Origin of the sequence: Streptomyces sp. QH1-20 (genome assembly GCF_041283565.1) — a bacterium.
In the GTDB taxonomy this organism is placed as follows: domain Bacteria; phylum Actinomycetota; class Actinomycetes; order Streptomycetales; family Streptomycetaceae; genus Streptomyces; species Streptomyces syringius.
Genome location: NZ_CP166299.1, coordinates 3,215,001 through 3,232,542, shown reverse-complemented (window position 1 = coordinate 3,232,542; position 17,542 = coordinate 3,215,001). Strand labels below are relative to the sequence as shown.

12 protein-coding genes and 1 rRNA gene (1 of these 13 running past the window's edge) are annotated in these 17,542 nt (G+C 72.6%); 11 read left to right on the top strand and 2 right to left on the bottom strand.

Going from position 1 to position 17,542, the window contains the following annotated elements; genetic code table 11:
* Positions 1-69: 69 nt before the first annotated feature.
* The gene (locus AB8O64_RS14470) at positions 70-3,846 is read left to right on the top strand and encodes a glycosyltransferase (RefSeq protein WP_370419543.1); all 3,777 of its coding nucleotides are present in this window, start codon (positions 70-72) and stop codon (positions 3,844-3,846) included.
* A gap of 2 nt (positions 3,847-3,848) precedes the next feature.
* Positions 3,849-5,378, top strand: a complete 1,530-nt coding sequence (locus tag AB8O64_RS14465; RefSeq protein WP_370419542.1) for a DUF5719 family protein — start codon at positions 3,849-3,851, stop codon at positions 5,376-5,378.
* Positions 5,379-5,395: 17 nt separating this feature from the next.
* Here the strand turns inward: AB8O64_RS14465 and AB8O64_RS14460 are convergent, their stop codons facing one another.
* Positions 5,396-5,866 carry a metallopeptidase family protein gene (locus tag AB8O64_RS14460; protein WP_356456120.1) on the bottom strand — a complete coding sequence of 157 codons (471 nt, stop codon included), beginning with the start codon at positions 5,864-5,866 and terminating at the stop codon, positions 5,396-5,398.
* A 275-nt stretch (positions 5,867-6,141) separates the two neighbouring features.
* On the opposite strand from AB8O64_RS14460, the gene AB8O64_RS14455 reads away from it, so the two are divergent.
* The 6 genes from AB8O64_RS14455 to AB8O64_RS14430 all read left to right on the top strand — a co-directional run bounded on the left by AB8O64_RS14455 (position 6,142) and on the right by AB8O64_RS14430 (position 12,138).
* Complete coding sequence (locus tag AB8O64_RS14455) at positions 6,142-6,582, top strand: DUF3499 domain-containing protein (RefSeq protein WP_356456122.1); 441 nt, start codon at positions 6,142-6,144, stop codon at positions 6,580-6,582.
* 180 nt (positions 6,583-6,762) lie between these two features.
* The gene (locus AB8O64_RS14450; protein WP_365379859.1) at positions 6,763-8,118 is read left to right on the top strand and encodes a phosphomannomutase/phosphoglucomutase; all 1,356 of its coding nucleotides are present in this window, start codon (positions 6,763-6,765) and stop codon (positions 8,116-8,118) included.
* A gap of 233 nt (positions 8,119-8,351) precedes the next feature.
* The gene (locus AB8O64_RS14445) at positions 8,352-8,537 is read left to right on the top strand and encodes a Trm112 family protein (RefSeq protein ID WP_184734151.1); all 186 of its coding nucleotides are present in this window, start codon (positions 8,352-8,354) and stop codon (positions 8,535-8,537) included.
* An 85-nt stretch (positions 8,538-8,622) separates the two neighbouring features.
* Positions 8,623-9,777 (top strand): SIS domain-containing protein, encoded by a 1,155-nt coding sequence (locus tag AB8O64_RS14440; RefSeq protein ID WP_370419541.1) that lies wholly within the window; start codon positions 8,623-8,625, stop codon positions 9,775-9,777.
* Positions 9,778-9,881: 104 nt separating this feature from the next.
* Positions 9,882-11,081 carry a mannose-6-phosphate isomerase, class I gene (gene manA, locus AB8O64_RS14435; RefSeq protein ID WP_370419540.1) on the top strand — a complete coding sequence of 400 codons (1,200 nt, stop codon included), beginning with the start codon at positions 9,882-9,884 and terminating at the stop codon, positions 11,079-11,081.
* An 88-nt stretch (positions 11,082-11,169) separates the two neighbouring features.
* Positions 11,170-12,138 (top strand): cation diffusion facilitator family transporter, encoded by a 969-nt coding sequence (locus AB8O64_RS14430; protein ID WP_370419539.1) that lies wholly within the window; start codon positions 11,170-11,172, stop codon positions 12,136-12,138.
* An 82-nt stretch (positions 12,139-12,220) separates the two neighbouring features.
* Here the strand turns inward: AB8O64_RS14430 and AB8O64_RS14425 are convergent, their stop codons facing one another.
* A complete protein-coding gene (locus AB8O64_RS14425) occupies positions 12,221-14,218 on the bottom strand; it encodes a fructose-specific PTS transporter subunit EIIC (RefSeq protein WP_370419538.1) in 1,998 nt (665 codons plus the stop codon).
* A gap of 389 nt (positions 14,219-14,607) precedes the next feature.
* Between AB8O64_RS14425 and ahcY the strand changes: the two genes are divergently transcribed.
* The 3 genes from ahcY to AB8O64_RS14410 form a co-directional block, all read left to right on the top strand.
* A complete protein-coding gene (gene ahcY, locus AB8O64_RS14420) occupies positions 14,608-16,065 on the top strand; it encodes an adenosylhomocysteinase (protein WP_370419537.1) in 1,458 nt (485 codons plus the stop codon).
* Positions 16,066-16,158: 93 nt separating this feature from the next.
* Entirely contained in the window at positions 16,159-16,773 is a 615-nt protein-coding gene (locus AB8O64_RS14415; RefSeq protein ID WP_365208076.1) for a hypothetical protein, read from the top strand.
* 674 nt (positions 16,774-17,447) lie between these two features.
* Positions 17,448-17,542: ribosomal RNA gene (locus AB8O64_RS14410) — 16S ribosomal RNA — on the top strand (it continues 1,429 nt past the right edge of the window).

Sequence of the window (17,542 nt, the reverse complement as noted above, 5' to 3'; positions counted from 1 at the left end):
TCCAGCGCAGTCCAGCACAGCGTCTTCCGGGGGCGACCCCCGGACCCCGGCCGGAGGGCCCGTACCCCGATGTCCGTGCACAGCAATACGGCGGCCCCCTACCCGGCTGCCTCGTTCGACCAGCCCGTCGGCCCCCCGGCGTTCCCCCGCCACGTCGTCACCGCCGTGCTCGTCGCCCACGACGGCGCCCGCTGGCTGCCCGACGCCCTCGCCGGACTGCTCGGCCAGGAACGGCCCGTGCAGAACGCGGTCGCCGCCGACACCGGCAGCGGCGACGACTCCGCCCGGCTGCTCACCGACGCGCTCGGCGCGGACCGCGTCCTGCACCTCGCACGCCGCGCGGGCTTCGGCACCGCCGTCGACGAGGCCGTCCGCGCGGCCCCCGCCCCCACCGCCGACGACCTGCCCTACCTCAAGAGCTCCAGCGGCTGGGACCCCGTCAGCCGCACCTGGCGCGACGACGCCTACGACGCCTACGGCCGGGACGACACGCCGCACCGCGACCGCGACCTCGAACCCGTCCACTGGCTGTGGCTGCTGCACGACGACTGCGCACCCGAACCCGGCGCCCTGCACGAACTGCTGCGTGTCGCCGAGTCCGAACCCCACGCCGCCGTCATCGGCCCCAAGCTGCGCAGCTGGTACGACCGCAGACAGCTGCTGGAGGTCGGCGTCTCCATCGCCCGCAGCGGCCGCCGCTGGACCGGCCTGGAGCGCCGCGAACAGGACCAGGGACAGCACGACCAGGTGCGGCCCGTGCTGTCGGTGTCCACCGCCGGCATGCTCGTCCGCCGCGACGTCTTCGAACAGCTCGGCGGCTTCGACCCGCGGCTGCCCCTCATGCGCGACGACGTCGACCTGTGCTGGCGCGCCCACGCCGCCGGGCACCGGGTCCTCGTCGCGCCCGACGCCGTGCTCCGGCACGCCGAGGCCGCCGCCCGCGAGCGCCGCCCCGTCGACTGCGCCGGCCGCAAGGCCACGGGTCCGCACCGCGTCGACAAGGCCGGCGCCGTCTACACCCTGCTCGCCAACACCCGCGGCGCGCTGTTGCCCTACGTCATGCTCCGGCTCGTCCTCGGCACCCTGCTGCGCACCCTCGCCTATCTCGTCGGCAAGGTCCCCGGCCAGGCGCTGGACGAATTCACCGGCCTGGTCGGCACCCTGCTGCGCCCCGGCCGGATCCGCGCGGCCCGCAAACGGCGCGGCACCCCGGCCGTCGCCGGGAGCGAGCTGCGGCATCTCTTCCCGCCGCCCGGCGCGACCGTCCGCGCCACCGTGGAGCAGGTCGCGAGCAACTTCGGCGGTGCCTCGGAGGCCGAACTCTCCTCCGCCGGCCGCCACGGCGCCGTCGAGTCCGGGCCCGGCGGTGACGACGCCGACTTCCTGGAGGTCGAACAGTTCGCCCGACTCAAGCGCGTCGCGCGCAAACCCGGGCCCGTCCTCTTCGCCCTGCTGCTGCTCGTCTCGCTCGTCGCCTGCCGGGGCCTGTTCGGCGGCGGCGCCCTGTCCGGCGGCGCGCTGCTGCCCGCCCCCGACACCGTCTCCGCCCTGTGGGCGCGCTACACCGACGCCTGGCACCCGGTCGGCGTGGGCACCACCGGCAGCGCGCCCCCCTACCTGGCGGTCCTCGCCGGGCTGGCCACGCTCTTCCTCGGCTCCACGTCCTTCACGCTCACCCTGCTGCTCGTCTGCTCGGTGCCGCTCGCCGGACTCACCGCCTACTTCGCCTCCCGCCCGCTCGTCGACTCCCGGCTGCTGCGGGCCTGGGCGAGCGTCGCGTACGCCTTCCTGCCCGCCGCCACCGGCGCGCTCGCCACCGGCAGACTGGGCACCGCCGTCCTCGCGATCCTGCTGCCCCTGATGGCCCGCGCGGCCGTCACCGCAGGCGGACTGCGCGGCCCGGCCGCCCGGCCCCCGTGGCGCGCCACCTGGACGTACGCGCTGCTGCTCACCGTCACCACCGCCTTCACCCCCGTCGTCTGGCCGCTCGCCCTGGTCCTCGGGCTCGGCGTACTGGCGCTGCGCTGCGTACGGGGCGGCGGGGCGGCGCTCGCCGCACACGGGCCGCGCTTCCTGGCAGCGCTCGGCACGCCGCTCGTCGTGCTCGCCCCCTGGTCGTTCGGGCTGCTCACCCACCCCGACCGGTTCCTCGCCGAGGCCGGGCTCGACCTCGGTGGCACGGCGCCCGGTCCGCTGAGCCTGCTCACCGCCGACCCCGGCGGGCCCAAGGCCCCCGGCCTCCTGCTGCTGACCGGCGTCGTCCTGGCCGCGCTGGCCGCCCTGCTGCGCGAGGACCGGCGGCTCGCGGTCGGCGCCGCCTGGGTCACGGCGCTCACCGCGCTGCTCTGCGCGGGGCTCACGGCCGGATCCGCGTGGGCGGGCCCCGTCACCCTCGTCCAGGGGCTGGCCCTGATCGCCGCGGCGGCCGTCGGCGCCGAGGGCGCGCGGGAGCGCGTCGCGGCGCTCAGCTTCGGCTGGCGGCAGCCCGTCGCGGCCCTGATCGCCGTCGCCGCGGGCGCCGCGCCGCTGGTCGCGGCCGTCGCCTGGATGGCGGGCGGCGCGGCCGGGCCGCTCCAGCGGCGGGACCCCGTGCAGGTCCCCGCGTTCGTCGCGGAGGAGGCGGGCACCCGCGACCAGGCCCGCACCCTCGTGCTCGGCGGCACCACCGGCCGCGTCACCTACACCCTCGTGCGCGGCTCCGGGGCGCGCCTCGGCGACGCCGAGGCGGCCGCGACCGCCGGCCGGGACAAGAAGCTCGACGACGTGGTCGCCCATCTCGTCGCGGGCTCCGGCGCCGACCAGACGGGCCGCCTCGGCGAGTACGCGGTCGGCTATGTGCTCGTCGGCGGCGACGCCCCGAAGTCGATGAGCCGCGTCCTCGACGCCACCCCCGGCCTCACCCGGCTCAGCCAGGAGGGCCGCACCGCCCTGTGGCGGGTCGACCGGCGCACCGCCCGCGTGACGATCGTCAGCGGCCCGTCCCAGAACGGCGGCACCGGGCCGGTGGCCGTCGCCGCCGGGCCTGTCTCCGCGCACACCACCATCCCGGACGGCCCCGAGGGCCGCGTGCTGCGGCTCGCCGACAAGGCGGCCCCCGGCTGGCGGGCCACCCTCGACGGCAAGGCGCTCAAGAGCACCACGGTCGACGGCTGGGCCCAGGGCTTCGGCCTGCCCACCACCGGTGGCCGGCTGGCCCTGACCTACGAGACACCGACGGCGCGGGCGGCCTGGCTGTGGGCCCAGGGCGCCCTCGCGGTCGTCCTCGTCGTGCTCGCCCTGCCCGGCCGGCGGCGCGAGATCGACGACGACCTGCCGGAGGACGGCGGCGCGACGGCGGCCCCGGCCCCGGCCGCGCTGTCCAAGGCCCCGGCCGCGTCCGTACCCGCGCAGGCCGGGGCGGGCGAGGGCCGCCGCGCCCGCAGGCTGCGGGCCGCCGCCGGCCAGGCCCCCGCCGAACGCCCCGCGGACACCCCGGCACCGGCCGTCGTGGACCACACGCCCGAGCCCGCCGACCCCTACGCGCAGCCGACGGCCGACCCGTACGCGGCGGTGCCCTACCAGCAGTACGGCCAGGGCGCGCCCGCCGGCGACGGCTGGGGCAGCGACGCGGCCCCCGCCCCGGGCTACGACCAGCCCTATCCGCAGGACCCGTACGCGGGCCCGTACCAGCAGGCCCACGACCCGCAGGGGCAGCACCCGGACGGCGCGTACCCCCAGCAGTACCCGGCCGACCCCTACGCTGGCGCCGGCTACGACCCGTACGACCCGTACGGCTATGGACAGCATCAGCCCTACGACACGACGTACGGCGGCGGTACCGGGCCCCACCGTGACGGGAGCGAGTAGCAGTGAAGCGCACCACCCTGTCCCTGTTCGGCGCCGCCGCGGCGCTCGCCGCCGTCACGGGCGTCGCCGCGCTGGGGGGCGCGCCGCCGGCCGCCGAGACGGGCGCCGAGGCTCCCGCCCGGCTGCCCGTGCAGCGCTCGACCGCGCTGTGCCCGGCGCCCACCTCGTCCGACGTCGGCGAGACGACGTACACCTCCTTCACCCCGCCGGGGAAGACCGCGGCGGGCGGGCGGAAGTCCGCGGCCCAGCTGCTGTCGGCGGCGGGCCCCGCGCCGAGGAGTGACGCCAAGGCCGACCCCAAGAAGGCCGGCAAGGGCGCCAAGGCCCCCCAGGAGGCGGGCAAGCCCGTCCTGTCGCTCAAGGAGCCCGGCAAGCCGGCCACCGCCACCACGAGCAGTTCCGACGCCCCCGCCCTCGTCGGCACCGCCGACGGGGCGCTCGCCCCGGGCTGGACCACCCAGCAGACCACGGTGATCGCGGCGGGCGCCGGACGCGGGCTGCACGGTATGACGTGCGCGGCCCCCGACACGTCCTTCTGGTTCCCCGGCGTCAGCACGGCCAAGGGCCGCCAGGACTACGTCCACGTGACCAACCCCGACACCACGGCGGCCGTCGTCGACCTGGAGCTCTACGGCAAGGACGGCCGGATCAAGGCTCCCACCGGCGAGGCCGTCAACGTCCCGCCCCGCTCGACGGTGCCGGTGCTGCTGTCGACCCTGACGGACGCGCCCACCGAGGACCTGACCCTCCATGTGGCGGCCCGCAACGGCCGGGTGGGCGCGGCCGTGCAGGCGTCCGACGAGAAGCTCGGCGGCGACTGGCTCACCCCGTCCGGCGACGCCTCGGCCGACGTCGTCCTCCCCGGCATCCCGGCCGACGCGACCTCCGTGCGGCTCGTCGCCCATGTGTCCGGTGACGACGACGCCGACCTCACGGTGCGCCTCGCCGGACCGAGCGGCTCGATCAGCCCGGCGGGCCACGAGACGCTGCACGTCAAGAGCGGGATGACCACCGCCGTCGACCTCGGGGACGTCACCAAGGGCCAGGCCGGGTCGCTGCTGCTCACGGCGGAGGGCGACAGCGCCCCGGTCGTCGCCGCGCTGCGGGTCACGCGCGGCAAGGGCGACAAGCAGGAGACGGCGTTCATCCCCGCGACCCCGGCCCTCGACGGGCGCGGGACCGCCGCCGACAACCGCTCCAAGGGCAGCACCCTCGCCCTGGCGGCCCCCGGCAAGGAGGCCCGGGTGAAGGTCACCTCCTCGGCGGGCGCGGACGGCGGCAGCCCGGTGAGCAAGACCTACACCGTCAAGGCGGGGACGACGCTGGCCGTGGAGCCGCCGCAGCCGGGCGGAGCGAAGGGCCCGTACGCCGTGACCGTCGAGAAGGTCTCCGGCGGCCCGGTGCACGCCTCGCGGACGCTCGCGCTGCCCAAGGACGGGCTGCCCATGTTCACGATCCAGCCGCTGCCCGACGACCGCTCCACGGTGGCGGTCCCGGAGGCGGAGCAGGACCTGTCGATGCTGAACCGCTGACGGTGACGGACGGAGGGTCAGTCCTGGCCGTAGCGCGGGTCCACCGACTCCGGCGCGAGCCCGAGGAGTTCGGCGACCTGCTCGACCACCACCTCGTGGACGAGCAGGGCGCGCTCGTCGCGGCTCTTGGTGCGGATCTCCACGGGGCGGCGGTAGACCACGATCCGGTCCGGGCTGTCGCCGTGCGCCTCGACGTACCGGCCGAGCGGGACGACATCGCCGTCGAGGCCGAAGGGGGCCGGGCCGTCCGGGTCGTCCGGCCCGCCGGTGACCGGCACCTCGCGGACGACGAAGTCGACCGCGGCCAGCTGCGGCCAGCGCCGCTCGAGCCGCTCGGCGGAGTCCTGCACCAGGTCGATGAAGGCCTCGCCCCGGCTGACGGACAGCGGCACCTGGGGCGGTGCGATCGGTCCGCGCATGCCGCGTCCGTGTCGGTCGCGGCGGCGGGGGCGCGGGTCGGCCTGGCGGGGCGGTACGGGGCTGTCCATCACCTCCGAGAGTATCCGCCACCCGGCCGCGTGCACGCGGTACCCGCGCATCTCATCGCATGTCGCCTGATGAGCGTTCTGGTCATCTATGCGATCAATTACAGCCATCTCCAGGATCGGCGGTCGCATGCCGAATGACACTATGGATGCCGGGTGATGACAGATTTCTTTACCCGCGGGCCCGCTGCCACCGCCTGCCGAACACAGGTCGACCAGGACGTTCGACGGCGCCGCCCACGGGGCGATCCGGAGCGACACGGAGGAGTGAGGCGGGGGTGAGTCGTCGCGGCCCGCTCAAGAGTGCGGTACCGTCCAACCTCGTGAGCCCTGTACGTCGCTGTTCGCGCACCGCGTGCGGCCGCCCGGCCGTCGCGACGCTGACGTACGTCTACGCCGATTCGACCGCCGTTCTCGGACCGCTCGCCACCTATGCGGAACCCCATTGCTACGACCTCTGCGCCGAGCACTCGGAGCGCCTGACCGCGCCCCGCGGCTGGGAGGTCGTCCGTCTCGCCATCGACAGCGGTCCCGCCCGCCCCAGCGGCGATGACCTCGAAGCGCTGGCCAATGCCGTGCGTGAGGCGGGCCGCCCACCGGAGCGCGCGCACGGTCCCGTCGCCACGCCCGGGCCCGTCGGTCCGAGCGCCCGGGAGGTCAATCCCATGGAGGTCGCCCGCCGGGGCCACCTCAGGGTGCTGCGCTCGCCCGACTCCTGACACCTCGTACGCTGCCCGAAATGCCGACCAAGGCACCGCCTTTGGGTGTTCTGTCGGTTTCTGCCGCGTTCAGGGGTCTTCTCCGGTCATGACGGAATCCTCTTCCCGTCCGGCGTCCGGATTGTTCAAAGGCTCCGGGTAGGTTTGTCTTCCCGTACCGGACTCCAGGAGGGGTTGGCTGTGGCTGATCTGTCGCAGATCGTGAAGGCGTACGACGTGCGCGGTGTGGTCCCCGACCAGTGGGACGAATCCCTGGCCGAGCTGTTCGGTGCGGCCTTCGCCCAGGTGACGGGCGCGAGCGCGATCGTGGTCGGCCACGACATGCGTCCCTCGTCGCCCGGCCTGTCGGGCGCCTTCGCGCGCGGCGCCGCCGCGCGTGGCGTCGACGTCACCGAGATCGGGCTGTGCTCGACCGACCAGCTCTACTTCGCCAGCGGCCAACTGGGCCTGCCCGGAGCGATGTTCACCGCCAGCCACAACCCCGCCCAGTACAACGGCATCAAGCTGTGCCGCGCGGGCGCGGCCCCGGTCGGCCAGGACACCGGCCTCGCCGAGATCCGCACCCTCGTGGAGGGCTGGGCCGACGGCGGCGCACCCGAGGCCGCGGGCAGCGCGGGGGCCATCACCCGGCGCGACGTCCTCGCGGACTACGCCGCGCATCTGCGCTCCCTGGTCGACCTGCGCAAGAGCCGCCCCCTCAAGGTCGTCGTGGACGCGGGCAACGGCATGGGCGGCCACACCGTCCCGACCGTCTTCGACGGTCTGCCGATCGACCTCGTCCCCATGTACTTCGAGCTGGACGGCACGTTCCCCAACCACGAGGCCAACCCGCTCGACCCGGCGAACCTGGTCGACCTCCAGGCCAAGGTCCGCGAGACGGGCGCCGACATCGGTCTCGCCTTCGACGGCGACGCCGACCGCTGCTTCGTCGTGGACGAGCGCGGCGAGCCCGTCTCCCCGTCCGCGATCACCGCCCTGGTCGCCGCCCGCGAGCTGGCCAAGCACCCCGGCGGCACGGTCATCCACAACCTCATCACCTCCTGGTCCGTACCGGAGGTCGTCAAGGAGCACGGCGGCAAGCCCGTCCGCACCCGGGTGGGGCACTCCTTCATCAAGGAGGAGATGGCCCGCACCGGCGCGATCTTCGGGGGTGAGCACTCCGCGCACTACTACTTCCGCGACTTCTGGAACGCCGACACCGGCATGCTCGCCGCGCTCCACGTCCTCGCGGCGCTCGGCGGCCAGGACGGCCCGCTCTCCGAGCTGGTGGCGCAGTACGACCGCTACGCCGCCTCCGGCGAGATCAACAGCACCGTCGCCGACCAGGCGGACCGCGCGGCCGCGGTCAAGGCCGCGTACGCCGTGGACGGCATCGAGCTGGACGAGCTGGACGGCCTCACCGTGACGAGCGCCGACTGGTGGTTCAACCTCCGCGCCTCCAACACGGAGCCGCTGCTGCGGCTGAACGTGGAAGCGCGGGACGCGGAGACGGTGGCCCGTGTGCGCGACGAGGTTCTGGCGATCGTCCGCGCGTAACCACTGCGTGGGGCGGTGCCGGGCCACAAGGGGTTTGTTTTTCCCCACCCACCACGGGAGGTGGCAGGTCGGAGCGGGCCTGTTGTTCGGGCGTAAAGCGGAGCAGCCCGAACAACAGGCCCGCGGAGGCCCGACACCGCACCTGGACAGCCCCGCGCAGCGGAGGGCAAAGGTCAAAGCCCCGCGCAGCGGATAGGCTGAGCGGACAGAAAAAACATTCCGAAGGGAACCCCATGCCGCTCGAAGCCGGTCTCCTGGAGATCCTCGCCTGCCCGGCGTGCCACGCCCCCCTCCGCGAGGAATCCGACGCCGAGCCGAACCCCGAGCTGGTGTGCGAGAGCCAGAGCTGTGGGCTGGCCTACCCCGTTCGCGACGGCATTCCCGTCCTGCTCGTGGACGAGGCCCGCCGCCCCGCCTGATCCCCGTAACGGCCTGACTCCGTCACCCTGACCCCGTCAGGCACACCGCATGGCTTATCCCACGGCGACCGGAGGCTGATCAACGGTGTTCGACGAGACCCTTCTCGATGACCCCGAAGCTCTGTCCCGCGCCGACACCCACGGTCTCCTCCGCGGTGCCGCCGAGTGCGGCGCCCGGGTCCGTACGGCCGCGCGCAACGCGACCGAGGCCGGCGTCGACGCCCTCAAACCGGACGGGCGGCCGCGCGCCGTCCTGGTCGCCGGCCCCGGCCCCACAGCCGGCTGCGCCGCCGATCTGCTCACCGCGCTCGCGGGCGGCGGCTGTCCCGTCGCCCTGATCCGGCCGGTCGGGGTGGCCCCCGCGCCGGGCGCCCTGCAGTGGACGCTCCCCGGCTGGGCCGGGCCGCTCGATCTGCTGCTCGTCGCCAGCCCGGACGGCTCGGAGCCGGGCCTCGCCCTCCTCCTCGAGCAGGCCTACCGACGTGGCTGTTCCGTCGCCTGCGTCACGCCCGTGGGCGCCCCGCTCGCCGACGCCACCGTCCAGGCCCGCGGCCTCGCGATCCCGCTGGCTACCGCGCCGTACGAGACGGTGACGGGCGGCGCCCAGGCCGACGCGGCCCCCGGCCTGCCCGCCGGCCCCGGCACCCTGTGGTCGCTGCTCACCCCGATGCTCGCCCTCCTCGGGCGCATCGGCCTGTTCGACGTGCCGCCGACGGCCCTGGAGGCGCTGGCGAGCCGCCTCGACCAGACCGCGGAGCGTTGCGGACCCGCCATCGCCACGTACGGCAACCCCGCCAAGACCCTCGCGGCCGAGCTGTCGGACACCCTCCCGCTCATCTGGACCGAGGGCGAGCTGTCCGCCGCCGTCGGCCGCCACTTCGCGACCGTCCTCGGCGCGCTCGCCGGGCGCCCCGCCCTCGCCGCCGAGCTGCCGGAGGCGCTGACCGCGCACGGCACCCTGCTCGCCGGGGCCTTCGCCGCCGGGGCCGACCCCGAGGACTTCTTCCGCGACCGGGTGGAGGACTCCCAGGAACTGCACGCCCGCGTGGTCCTGCTCCGGGACCGGGGAGAGGAGATCACCTCACCCTCGCCCGCCGCCCGCGCGCTGGCCCTGCAACGCGAGACGCCCGTCAGCGAGCTGGAGGCCGCCGAGGGCAGCAGCCCCCTGGAGACCGCCGCGGAACTCCTCGCCATCACGGATTTCGCCGCCGTCTACCTGACGCTCGCCTGCACTCCGTAGCGGCGTTCCCCAGACCCCGTAGAAGCGATTCAGGCTGCGGGCGGACGGTCCGCCCCCTCGCCCGCAGCCGGGTCCCAGCCGTACGAACAGTCAGGAACCGCCCCATGGACCGCCTCGACAACACCGCGCGCCCCTACGCCTGGGGCTCCACCACCGCGATCCCCGAACTGCTCGGCACCCCGCCCACCGGCGAGCCCCAGGCCGAGCTGTGGATGGGCGCCCACCCCGGCGCCCCCTCCCGCCTCGACCGCGGCGACGGCCCCCGCGCTCTCTCCGACACCATCGCCGCCGACCCCGAGGGCGAGCTGGGCGCCGCGGCCGTCCGGCGCTTCGGGCCGCGGCTGCCGTTCCTCCTCAAGATCCTCGCCGCCGCCGCCCCGCTCTCCCTCCAGGTCCACCCCGACCTGGACCGGGCCCGCGAAGGCTTCGCCGCCGAGGAGGAGCGCGGCGTCCCCCTCGACGCCCCGGACCGCAACTACAAGGACGCCAACCACAAGCCCGAGCTGATCTGCGCGCTCACCCCCTTCGACGGCTTCTGCGGCTTCCGCGCCCCGGCCGCCACCGCCGAGCTGCTCGCCGCCCTCGACGTCGACTCCCTCAAGCCGTACGTGGACCTCCTGCACGCCCACCCCGAGGCGGACGCCCTGCGCGAGGTCCTCACCGCCGTCCTGACCGCCGACCGCGCCGTCATGGCCGAGACCGTCACCCAGGCCGCCGACGCCGCCGAACGGCTCGCCGCACAGGACGGCCCGCACCAGGAGGCGTACGCCGCGTACGCCGCCGCGGCCCGGCACTTCCCCGGCGACCCGGGCGTCATCGCCGCCATGCTCCTCAACCACGTGCGCCTCCAGCCCGGCGAGGCCCTCTACCTCGGCGCCGGCGTCCCGCACGCCTACCTCGACGGCCTCGGGGTCGAAATCATGGCCAACTCGGACAACGTGCTGCGCTGCGGTCTGACGCCCAAGCACGTCGACGTCCCCGAACTGCTGCGCGTCGTCCGCTTCGAGAGCGGCGACCCCGGTGTCCTGCGCCCCGAGGCCGACGCGGCGGGCGAAGAGGTCTACGAGACGCCGATCGACGAGTTCCGGCTCTCCCGCTACGTCCTCGCCCCCGGCGCCGAAGGGGCCGTGCTGCCGTCCGGCGCGGCGCAGATCCTGCTGTGCACCTCCGGCACCGCCGTCCTGCGGGACGCCGAGGGCGCCGAACTGCTCCTCGACCAGGGCCAGTCCGTCTTCGTACGAGCCGACGAGCGCATCGCCCTGCACGGCGGGGCCACCGTCTTCCGCGCCACAGTGGCGGCCTGACGCGCGCTCCCGCCCCACGGCTGCAACAATGACCCGCCGTAAAGGAAAAGCAAAGCAAATCCAGGGGCGGAAGGGACAAAGCGCACACATGAGTGCATCAGGCGGAACCAAGGCCATCGTCGCCGCGCTGGGCGCGAATCTGGCCATCGCCGTGGCGAAGTTCGTCGCGTTCGCGTTCAGCGGCTCGTCGTCGATGCTCGCCGAAGGCGTGCACTCGGTGGCCGACTCGGGCAACCAGGCGCTGCTCCTGCTCGGGGGCAAGAAGGCAAAGAAGCAGGCGAGCGAGGAACACCCCTTCGGCTACGGCCGCGAGCGGTACATCTACGGATTCCTCGTCTCCATCGTCCTGTTCACCATCGGTGGCGTCTTCGCCCTCTACGAGGGCTACGAGAAGATCAAGCACCCGCACGACCTGGACAACTGGTACTGGCCGGTCGGCGTGCTCGTCTTCGCGATCATCGCCGAGAGCTTCTCGTTCCGGACGGCCATCAAGGAGTCGAACGAGCTGCGCGGCAAGCAGTCGTGGAGCTCCTTCATCCGTACGGCCAAGGCTCCCGAGCTGCCCGTCGTCCTGCTGGAGGACCTCGGCGCCCTCGTCGGCCTCGTGCTGGCACTCGGCGGCGTGCTGCTGACCATGGGCACCGGCGACGGCGTCTGGGACGGCATCGGCACGCTGTGCATCGGCGTCCTGCTCGTCCTGATCGCGCTGGTCCTGGCCGCGGAGACGAAGTCGCTGCTGCTCGGTGAGGCGGCCGGCGCCGACCAGGTCGCCAGGATCCGCACCGCGGCCGTCGACGGCGAGTCCGTGACCCGGGTCATCCACATGCGCACGCTCCACCTCGGCCCGGAGGAACTGCTGGTCGCCGCCAAGATCGCGGTACCGGCCGAGTCCTCGGCCGCCCAGGTCGCCGCGGCCATCGACGCGGCCGAGGCGCGGATCCGCGAGGCCGTCCCGATCGCCCGGGTGATCTACCTGGAGCCGGACATCTACAACGCGGACGTCGCGGCCGAGGGCGCGGACCCCGCCACCCCCCCCGGCGGTCCGGCTCTCCACTGAGCCCCGGCCCTCGCCGAGAGGGCGCTCGACGTATGAACGAAGGCCCCTGCGGATTCCGCGGGGGCCTTCGTTCATACGGGGCCTACTGGATCTCGCCCAGCACCCGCATGATCGCCCCGGTGTCGGGAGCCGCCAGCAGCCGCTCCCGGAAGCCCGGGTCCATCAGCCTCCGGGACAGCAGCGCGAGGATCCGCAGATGCACATCACCCGCGGCCGCCTCCGGCACCGCGATCATGAAGATGAGCCGGGCCCTCGTCCCGTCCGGGGCGCCCCACTCGACACCCTCGGCGGACCGGGCGAAGCCCACGACCGGTGCCGAGACGGCATCGGTCTTGGCGTGCGGTATGGCGATCTCCTCGCCGAGCCCGGTCGTGCCCAGCGCCTCCCGGGTGAGAGCCGTGGCGACGAGCGCGTCGGCGTTCGTCACCTTGCCGGTGGCGGCGAGCAGTTCGGCCATCTCACGGATCGCCGCCTCCTTCTCGTCCGCCACGAGCCGCTGCCGCACCGTCGCCTCGGTGAGATAGCCGGAGAGCACCTCGCCGACGCCCGGGACGGGCTCGGTGGGCGCGGTGGGCGCGCTCGCGAGGTCGCTTTCCCTCGCCGTGCCGCTTCCCACCGACATCAGGGTGACGGTCGTCAGCGCGGTCGCCGCCGCGCCGACGGCGATGGCGACGAAGAACATCGGCACCCCACCGACCGCGCCCAGTACGGCCACGATCGGCCCGCCGTGCGGCACGCTGTCCGTGACCGCCGCGAGCCCCGCGACGGCGCCCGCCACCGCGCCGCCCACCATGTTCGCCGGGATCACCCGGGCGGGCCGGGCGGCAGCAAACGGAATGGCGCCTTCCGTAATGCCGAAGAACCCCATGAACAGCGCCGCCAGACCGGTCTCCCGCTCCTGCTCGCTGAACAGCTTCCGACGCAGCAACGTCGCCAGCCCCTGACCGAGCGGCGGCACCGGGATGGCCGCCGCGCACATGCCCATGATCTCCGGGTTCCTGGAGACCAGGCCCGCGCCGAAGAGGAACGCCGTCTTGTTGACCGGCCCGCCCATGTCGAACGCGATCATGAGGCCGAGGATCACCCCGAGCAGCGCCGCGCTCGTCCCCGTCAGACCGCCGAGCCAGTCCGTCAGATGCTCGAAGACCCACGCGATGGGTTTGCCGATGACGTAGATGAAGAACAGGCCGAGCGCCGAGGTCGCCACGATCGGGATGACGATGACCGGCATGATCGGCCGGACGAACCTGGGGACCTCGATCTTCTTGATCCACACGACCAGATAGCCCGCGAGGAAGCCCGTGACGATCGCACCGATGAAGCCCGCGCCCGACTCCGAGTCGTACAGCGCGCCGGTATTGGCGATCCAGCCGCCGATCATGCCGGGGACGAGCGCGGGCCGGTCACCGATGGCGTAGGCGATGTAGCCGGACAGGATCGGCACCATCAGCGTGAAGCCGATGACGCCGATGTCGTTGACGTGCTTCCAGAAGGAGCCCTCCGGGATCACCAGGCCGCCGTCGGGCTGCGCGTGCCCGCCCAGCGCGAGCGACACCGCGATCAGCAGCCCGCCGACGACGACGAACGGGATCATGTAGGACACGCCGTTCATCAGCGCCTTGTAGCCGACGCCGCGCTGCTTCCCGCCACCCCCGCCCGGCCCGTCGGCCGACGCGGCGAGCGCGGGGCCGCCGCCCGCTCCGCGGCCCGTCCCACCGCCTTCGTGGACCGGCGCGCTGCGGACGCGCTCGATCAGCCGCTCCGGGTGGTGGATGCCCTCGGCGACACCGACCGACAGCACCCGCTTGCCGGCGAAGCGGCTCAGATCGACGTCCTTGTCGGCGGCGACGATGATGCCGTCCGCCTGTATGACATCGTTGTCAGACAGTACGTTCTCGGCGCCGATGGAGCCTTGGGTCTCCACCTTCATCTCGTGGCCGAGCGCCTGCGCGGCCTGGACCAGCTTCTCGGCGGCCATGTACGTATGGGCGATTCCGGTGGGGCAGGCGGTCACGGCGAGGAGCCTGAGCCTCGGCCCGCCCGACCCCACGCCGTCGGGGGGATCGGCTGGACTGGTCACATGGATCTCCTCACCACTCGTCGCACAGGAGGGCGCTGCGTCCCCCCGCGTTCACCGCATCCTGCAACACACGACCGGCCGGGCAAAGCGATGCGGCCCTCAAATCCCGCCGCCGACAGGGCCCCTGAGCGGCCGGAACCTGTCACTCCGCCCGCCGGGAGTCGAACGGGGCTGGGGTTCACCGGGCAGCCCGGTGTAGATTCGTGACCAGAGCCAGACGTCGCTGCTGATGGCGGTCGGGCGGCCCGCACGACGGACCGGCCGAGGGAGAGAGGGCCTCCGACGGACTGCGCTGCGGCCAGGGGACGAGTGTGTCCACAATGTCCAGCAGCCTGACCGCGTGCACGGCCGTACCCACCCTCGCTCGCCCCTCAGGAGGAGCAGCCCGTATGACCACCACCTCCACCGGCCAGGACTTCAAGGTCGCGGACCTGTCGCTGGCAGCTTTCGGTCGCAAGGAGATCACCCTCGCCGAGCACGAGATGCCCGGTCTGATGGCGATCCGCAAGGAGTACGCGGAGGCGCAGCCGCTGGCCGGCGCCCGTGTCACCGGCTCGCTGCACATGACCGTGCAGACGGCCGTGCTCATCGAGACGCTGGTCGCCCTGGGCGCCGAGGTGCGCTGGGCGTCCTGCAACATCTTCTCCACCCAGGACCACGCGGCCGCGGCCATCGCCGTCGGCCCGAACGGCACCCCCGAGAACCCGCAGGGTGTCCCGGTCTTCGCCTGGAAGGGCGAGACCCTGGAGGAGTACTGGTGGTGCACGGAGCAGGCGCTGACCTGGCCGAACACCCCCACCGGCGGCCCGAACATGATCCTGGACGATGGCGGTGACGCCACCCTCCTGGTCCACAAGGGTGTCGAGTTCGAGAAGGCCGGCGCCGCTCCGGACCCGTCCACCGCGGACAGCGAGGAGTTCGCCCAGATCCTCACCCTGCTGAACCGCACCCTCGGCGAGAACCCGCAGAAGTGGACGCAGCTGGCGTCCGAGATCCGCGGTGTCACCGAGGAGACCACGACGGGCGTCCACCGTCTGTACGAGATGCAGCGCGACGGCAACCTGCTCTTCCCGGCGATCAACGTCAACGACGCCGTGACGAAGTCGAAGTTCGACAACAAGTACGGCTGCCGCCACTCGCTGATCGACGGCATCAACCGCGCCACCGACGTCCTCATCGGCGGCAAGGTCGCGGTCGTCTGCGGCTACGGCGACGTGGGCAAGGGCTGCGCCGAGTCGCTGCGCGGCCAGGGCGCCCGGGTCATCGTCACCGAGATCGACCCGATCAACGCACTGCAGGCCGCGATGGACGGCTACCAGGTCACCACCCTGGACGATGTCGTCGAGACCGCCGACATCTTCATCACCACGACGGGCAACAAGGACATCATCATGGCCGCCGACATGGCCAAGATGAAGCACCAGGCCATCGTGGGCAACATCGGCCACTTCGACAACGAGATCGACATGGCCGGCCTGGCCAGGATCCCGGGCATCGTCAAGGACGAGGTCAAGCCGCAGGTCCACACCTGGACCTTCTCCGACGGCAAGGTCCTCATCGTGCTGTCCGAGGGCCGTCTGCTGAACCTGGGCAACGCGACCGGGCACCCCTCCTTCGTGATGTCGAACTCCTTCGCGGACCAGACCCTGGCCCAGATCGAGCTCTTCACGAAGCCCGAGTCCTACCCGACCGACGTCTACGTGCTGCCGAAGCACCTGGACGAGAAGGTCGCCCGCCTCCACCTCGACGCCCTCGGCGTCAAGCTCACGACGCTCCGCCCGGAGCAGGCCGCGTACATCGGCGTTCCGGTCGAGGGCCCGTACAAGCCGGACCACTACCGCTACTGATCGCACCCGCGCCAGAAGCCGGTAGCCCCACAGCCGGTACCAGGCCCCCGCCCTCGGCGGGGGCCTGTCCCGTTCCCCGTCAAGGACCCCACCATGCCCCGCGGCCGCTACTCCCTCCACGACCCGCACGATCACACCCCCCTCGGTGAAGAGCACTTCCACTGCGCCACCGGCCCGTCCGGCTGGCGCTATGTCTCCCAGACCACTGCCCCTTCCGGCGACCACTCGGGCTCCGTCGACCTCACCCTCGATGAACTCGGCCGCCCGATCCGGCTCCAGCTCCATGCCGCGAGCTGGCAGGTGCGCGGGGCCGCGCTGGACGGGGTGACCTGGGTCCGCACGGATCCGACCGGCGAGCACGCGACGGAGGGCAACGTCGCCGCACACACCTTCACGGGCACCTCCCCGGCCTTCTATGTGGCGGTCTCCCGCCTCCTCCGGCTTTCCCCCGGCGGGGGAGCCACCCGGGTCCGGCTCGTCGCCTTCACCGCCCCCGTCCTCGCCCCACGCACCCTCGACCAGTCGTGGGCACTGATCAGCAGGACAGCACACGCCACTGACAACGGCCCGCTGGAAGTGGACGAGTACCAGGTCAGCGCCCTGGACACCGGTGAGCAGCACACGGTCCACCTCGCCGGCGACGTGGTCCTCTCGGCGCCGGGCATCGAGCTCGAGGACCTGGAGAGCCCGCCCTCGTCGTTCGGCTGACGGCACGATTCGGGTGAAGTCGCTGCCGACTACGCCGATGGGTGTGCCGTCGGATGTGCATCGACACCCGCTGACCTGCTAGTGTCCTCCTCGCCCCAGAAAACCTGTTGACACAGGATGACAGGGGAGGTAGATTCGAGCAGTTGCAACGAACTGGACAGGTTCACTCGCAACCGTTAGTATCTGAATCGCTTCGGACTGTGAATTGAATTCACGCCGAGCATCTTCGACTCCTTGTTGGAAGCGGAAAGGCCGATTAGCTCGGCCGGAACGAATCTGATAAAGTCGGAATCGCCGGAAAGCGAAAGCAAGAAGGCAAAACCCCTCCGATGGGGATCGGAAACGAAATTCGAGCCGGGAACGGCACGGAAAAGGATCTGATAGAGTCGGAACACGAAATACCGAAGGGAAGCGCCCGGAGGAAAGCCCGAGAGGGTGAGTACAAAGGAAGCGTCCGTTCCTTGAGAACTCAACAGCGTGCCAAAAGTCAACGCCAGACTATAAAATACCCCGTCTCCGATCGCTTCTGCGATTGGGACGCGGTTCCTTTGAAAGTCCCGCCGGTCCCTTCGGGGTCTGGTGGGCAACAACACAGCGAGGACGCTGTGCACGACCGGACTTATTCCGTCTGGTTGTGCCGCTCAACGCGAGTGTCACCCGATTACGGGTAAACATTCACGGAGAGTTTGATCCTGGCTCAGGACGAACGCTGGCGGCGTGCTTAACACATGCAAGTCGAACGATGAAGCCCTTCGGGGTGGATTAGTGG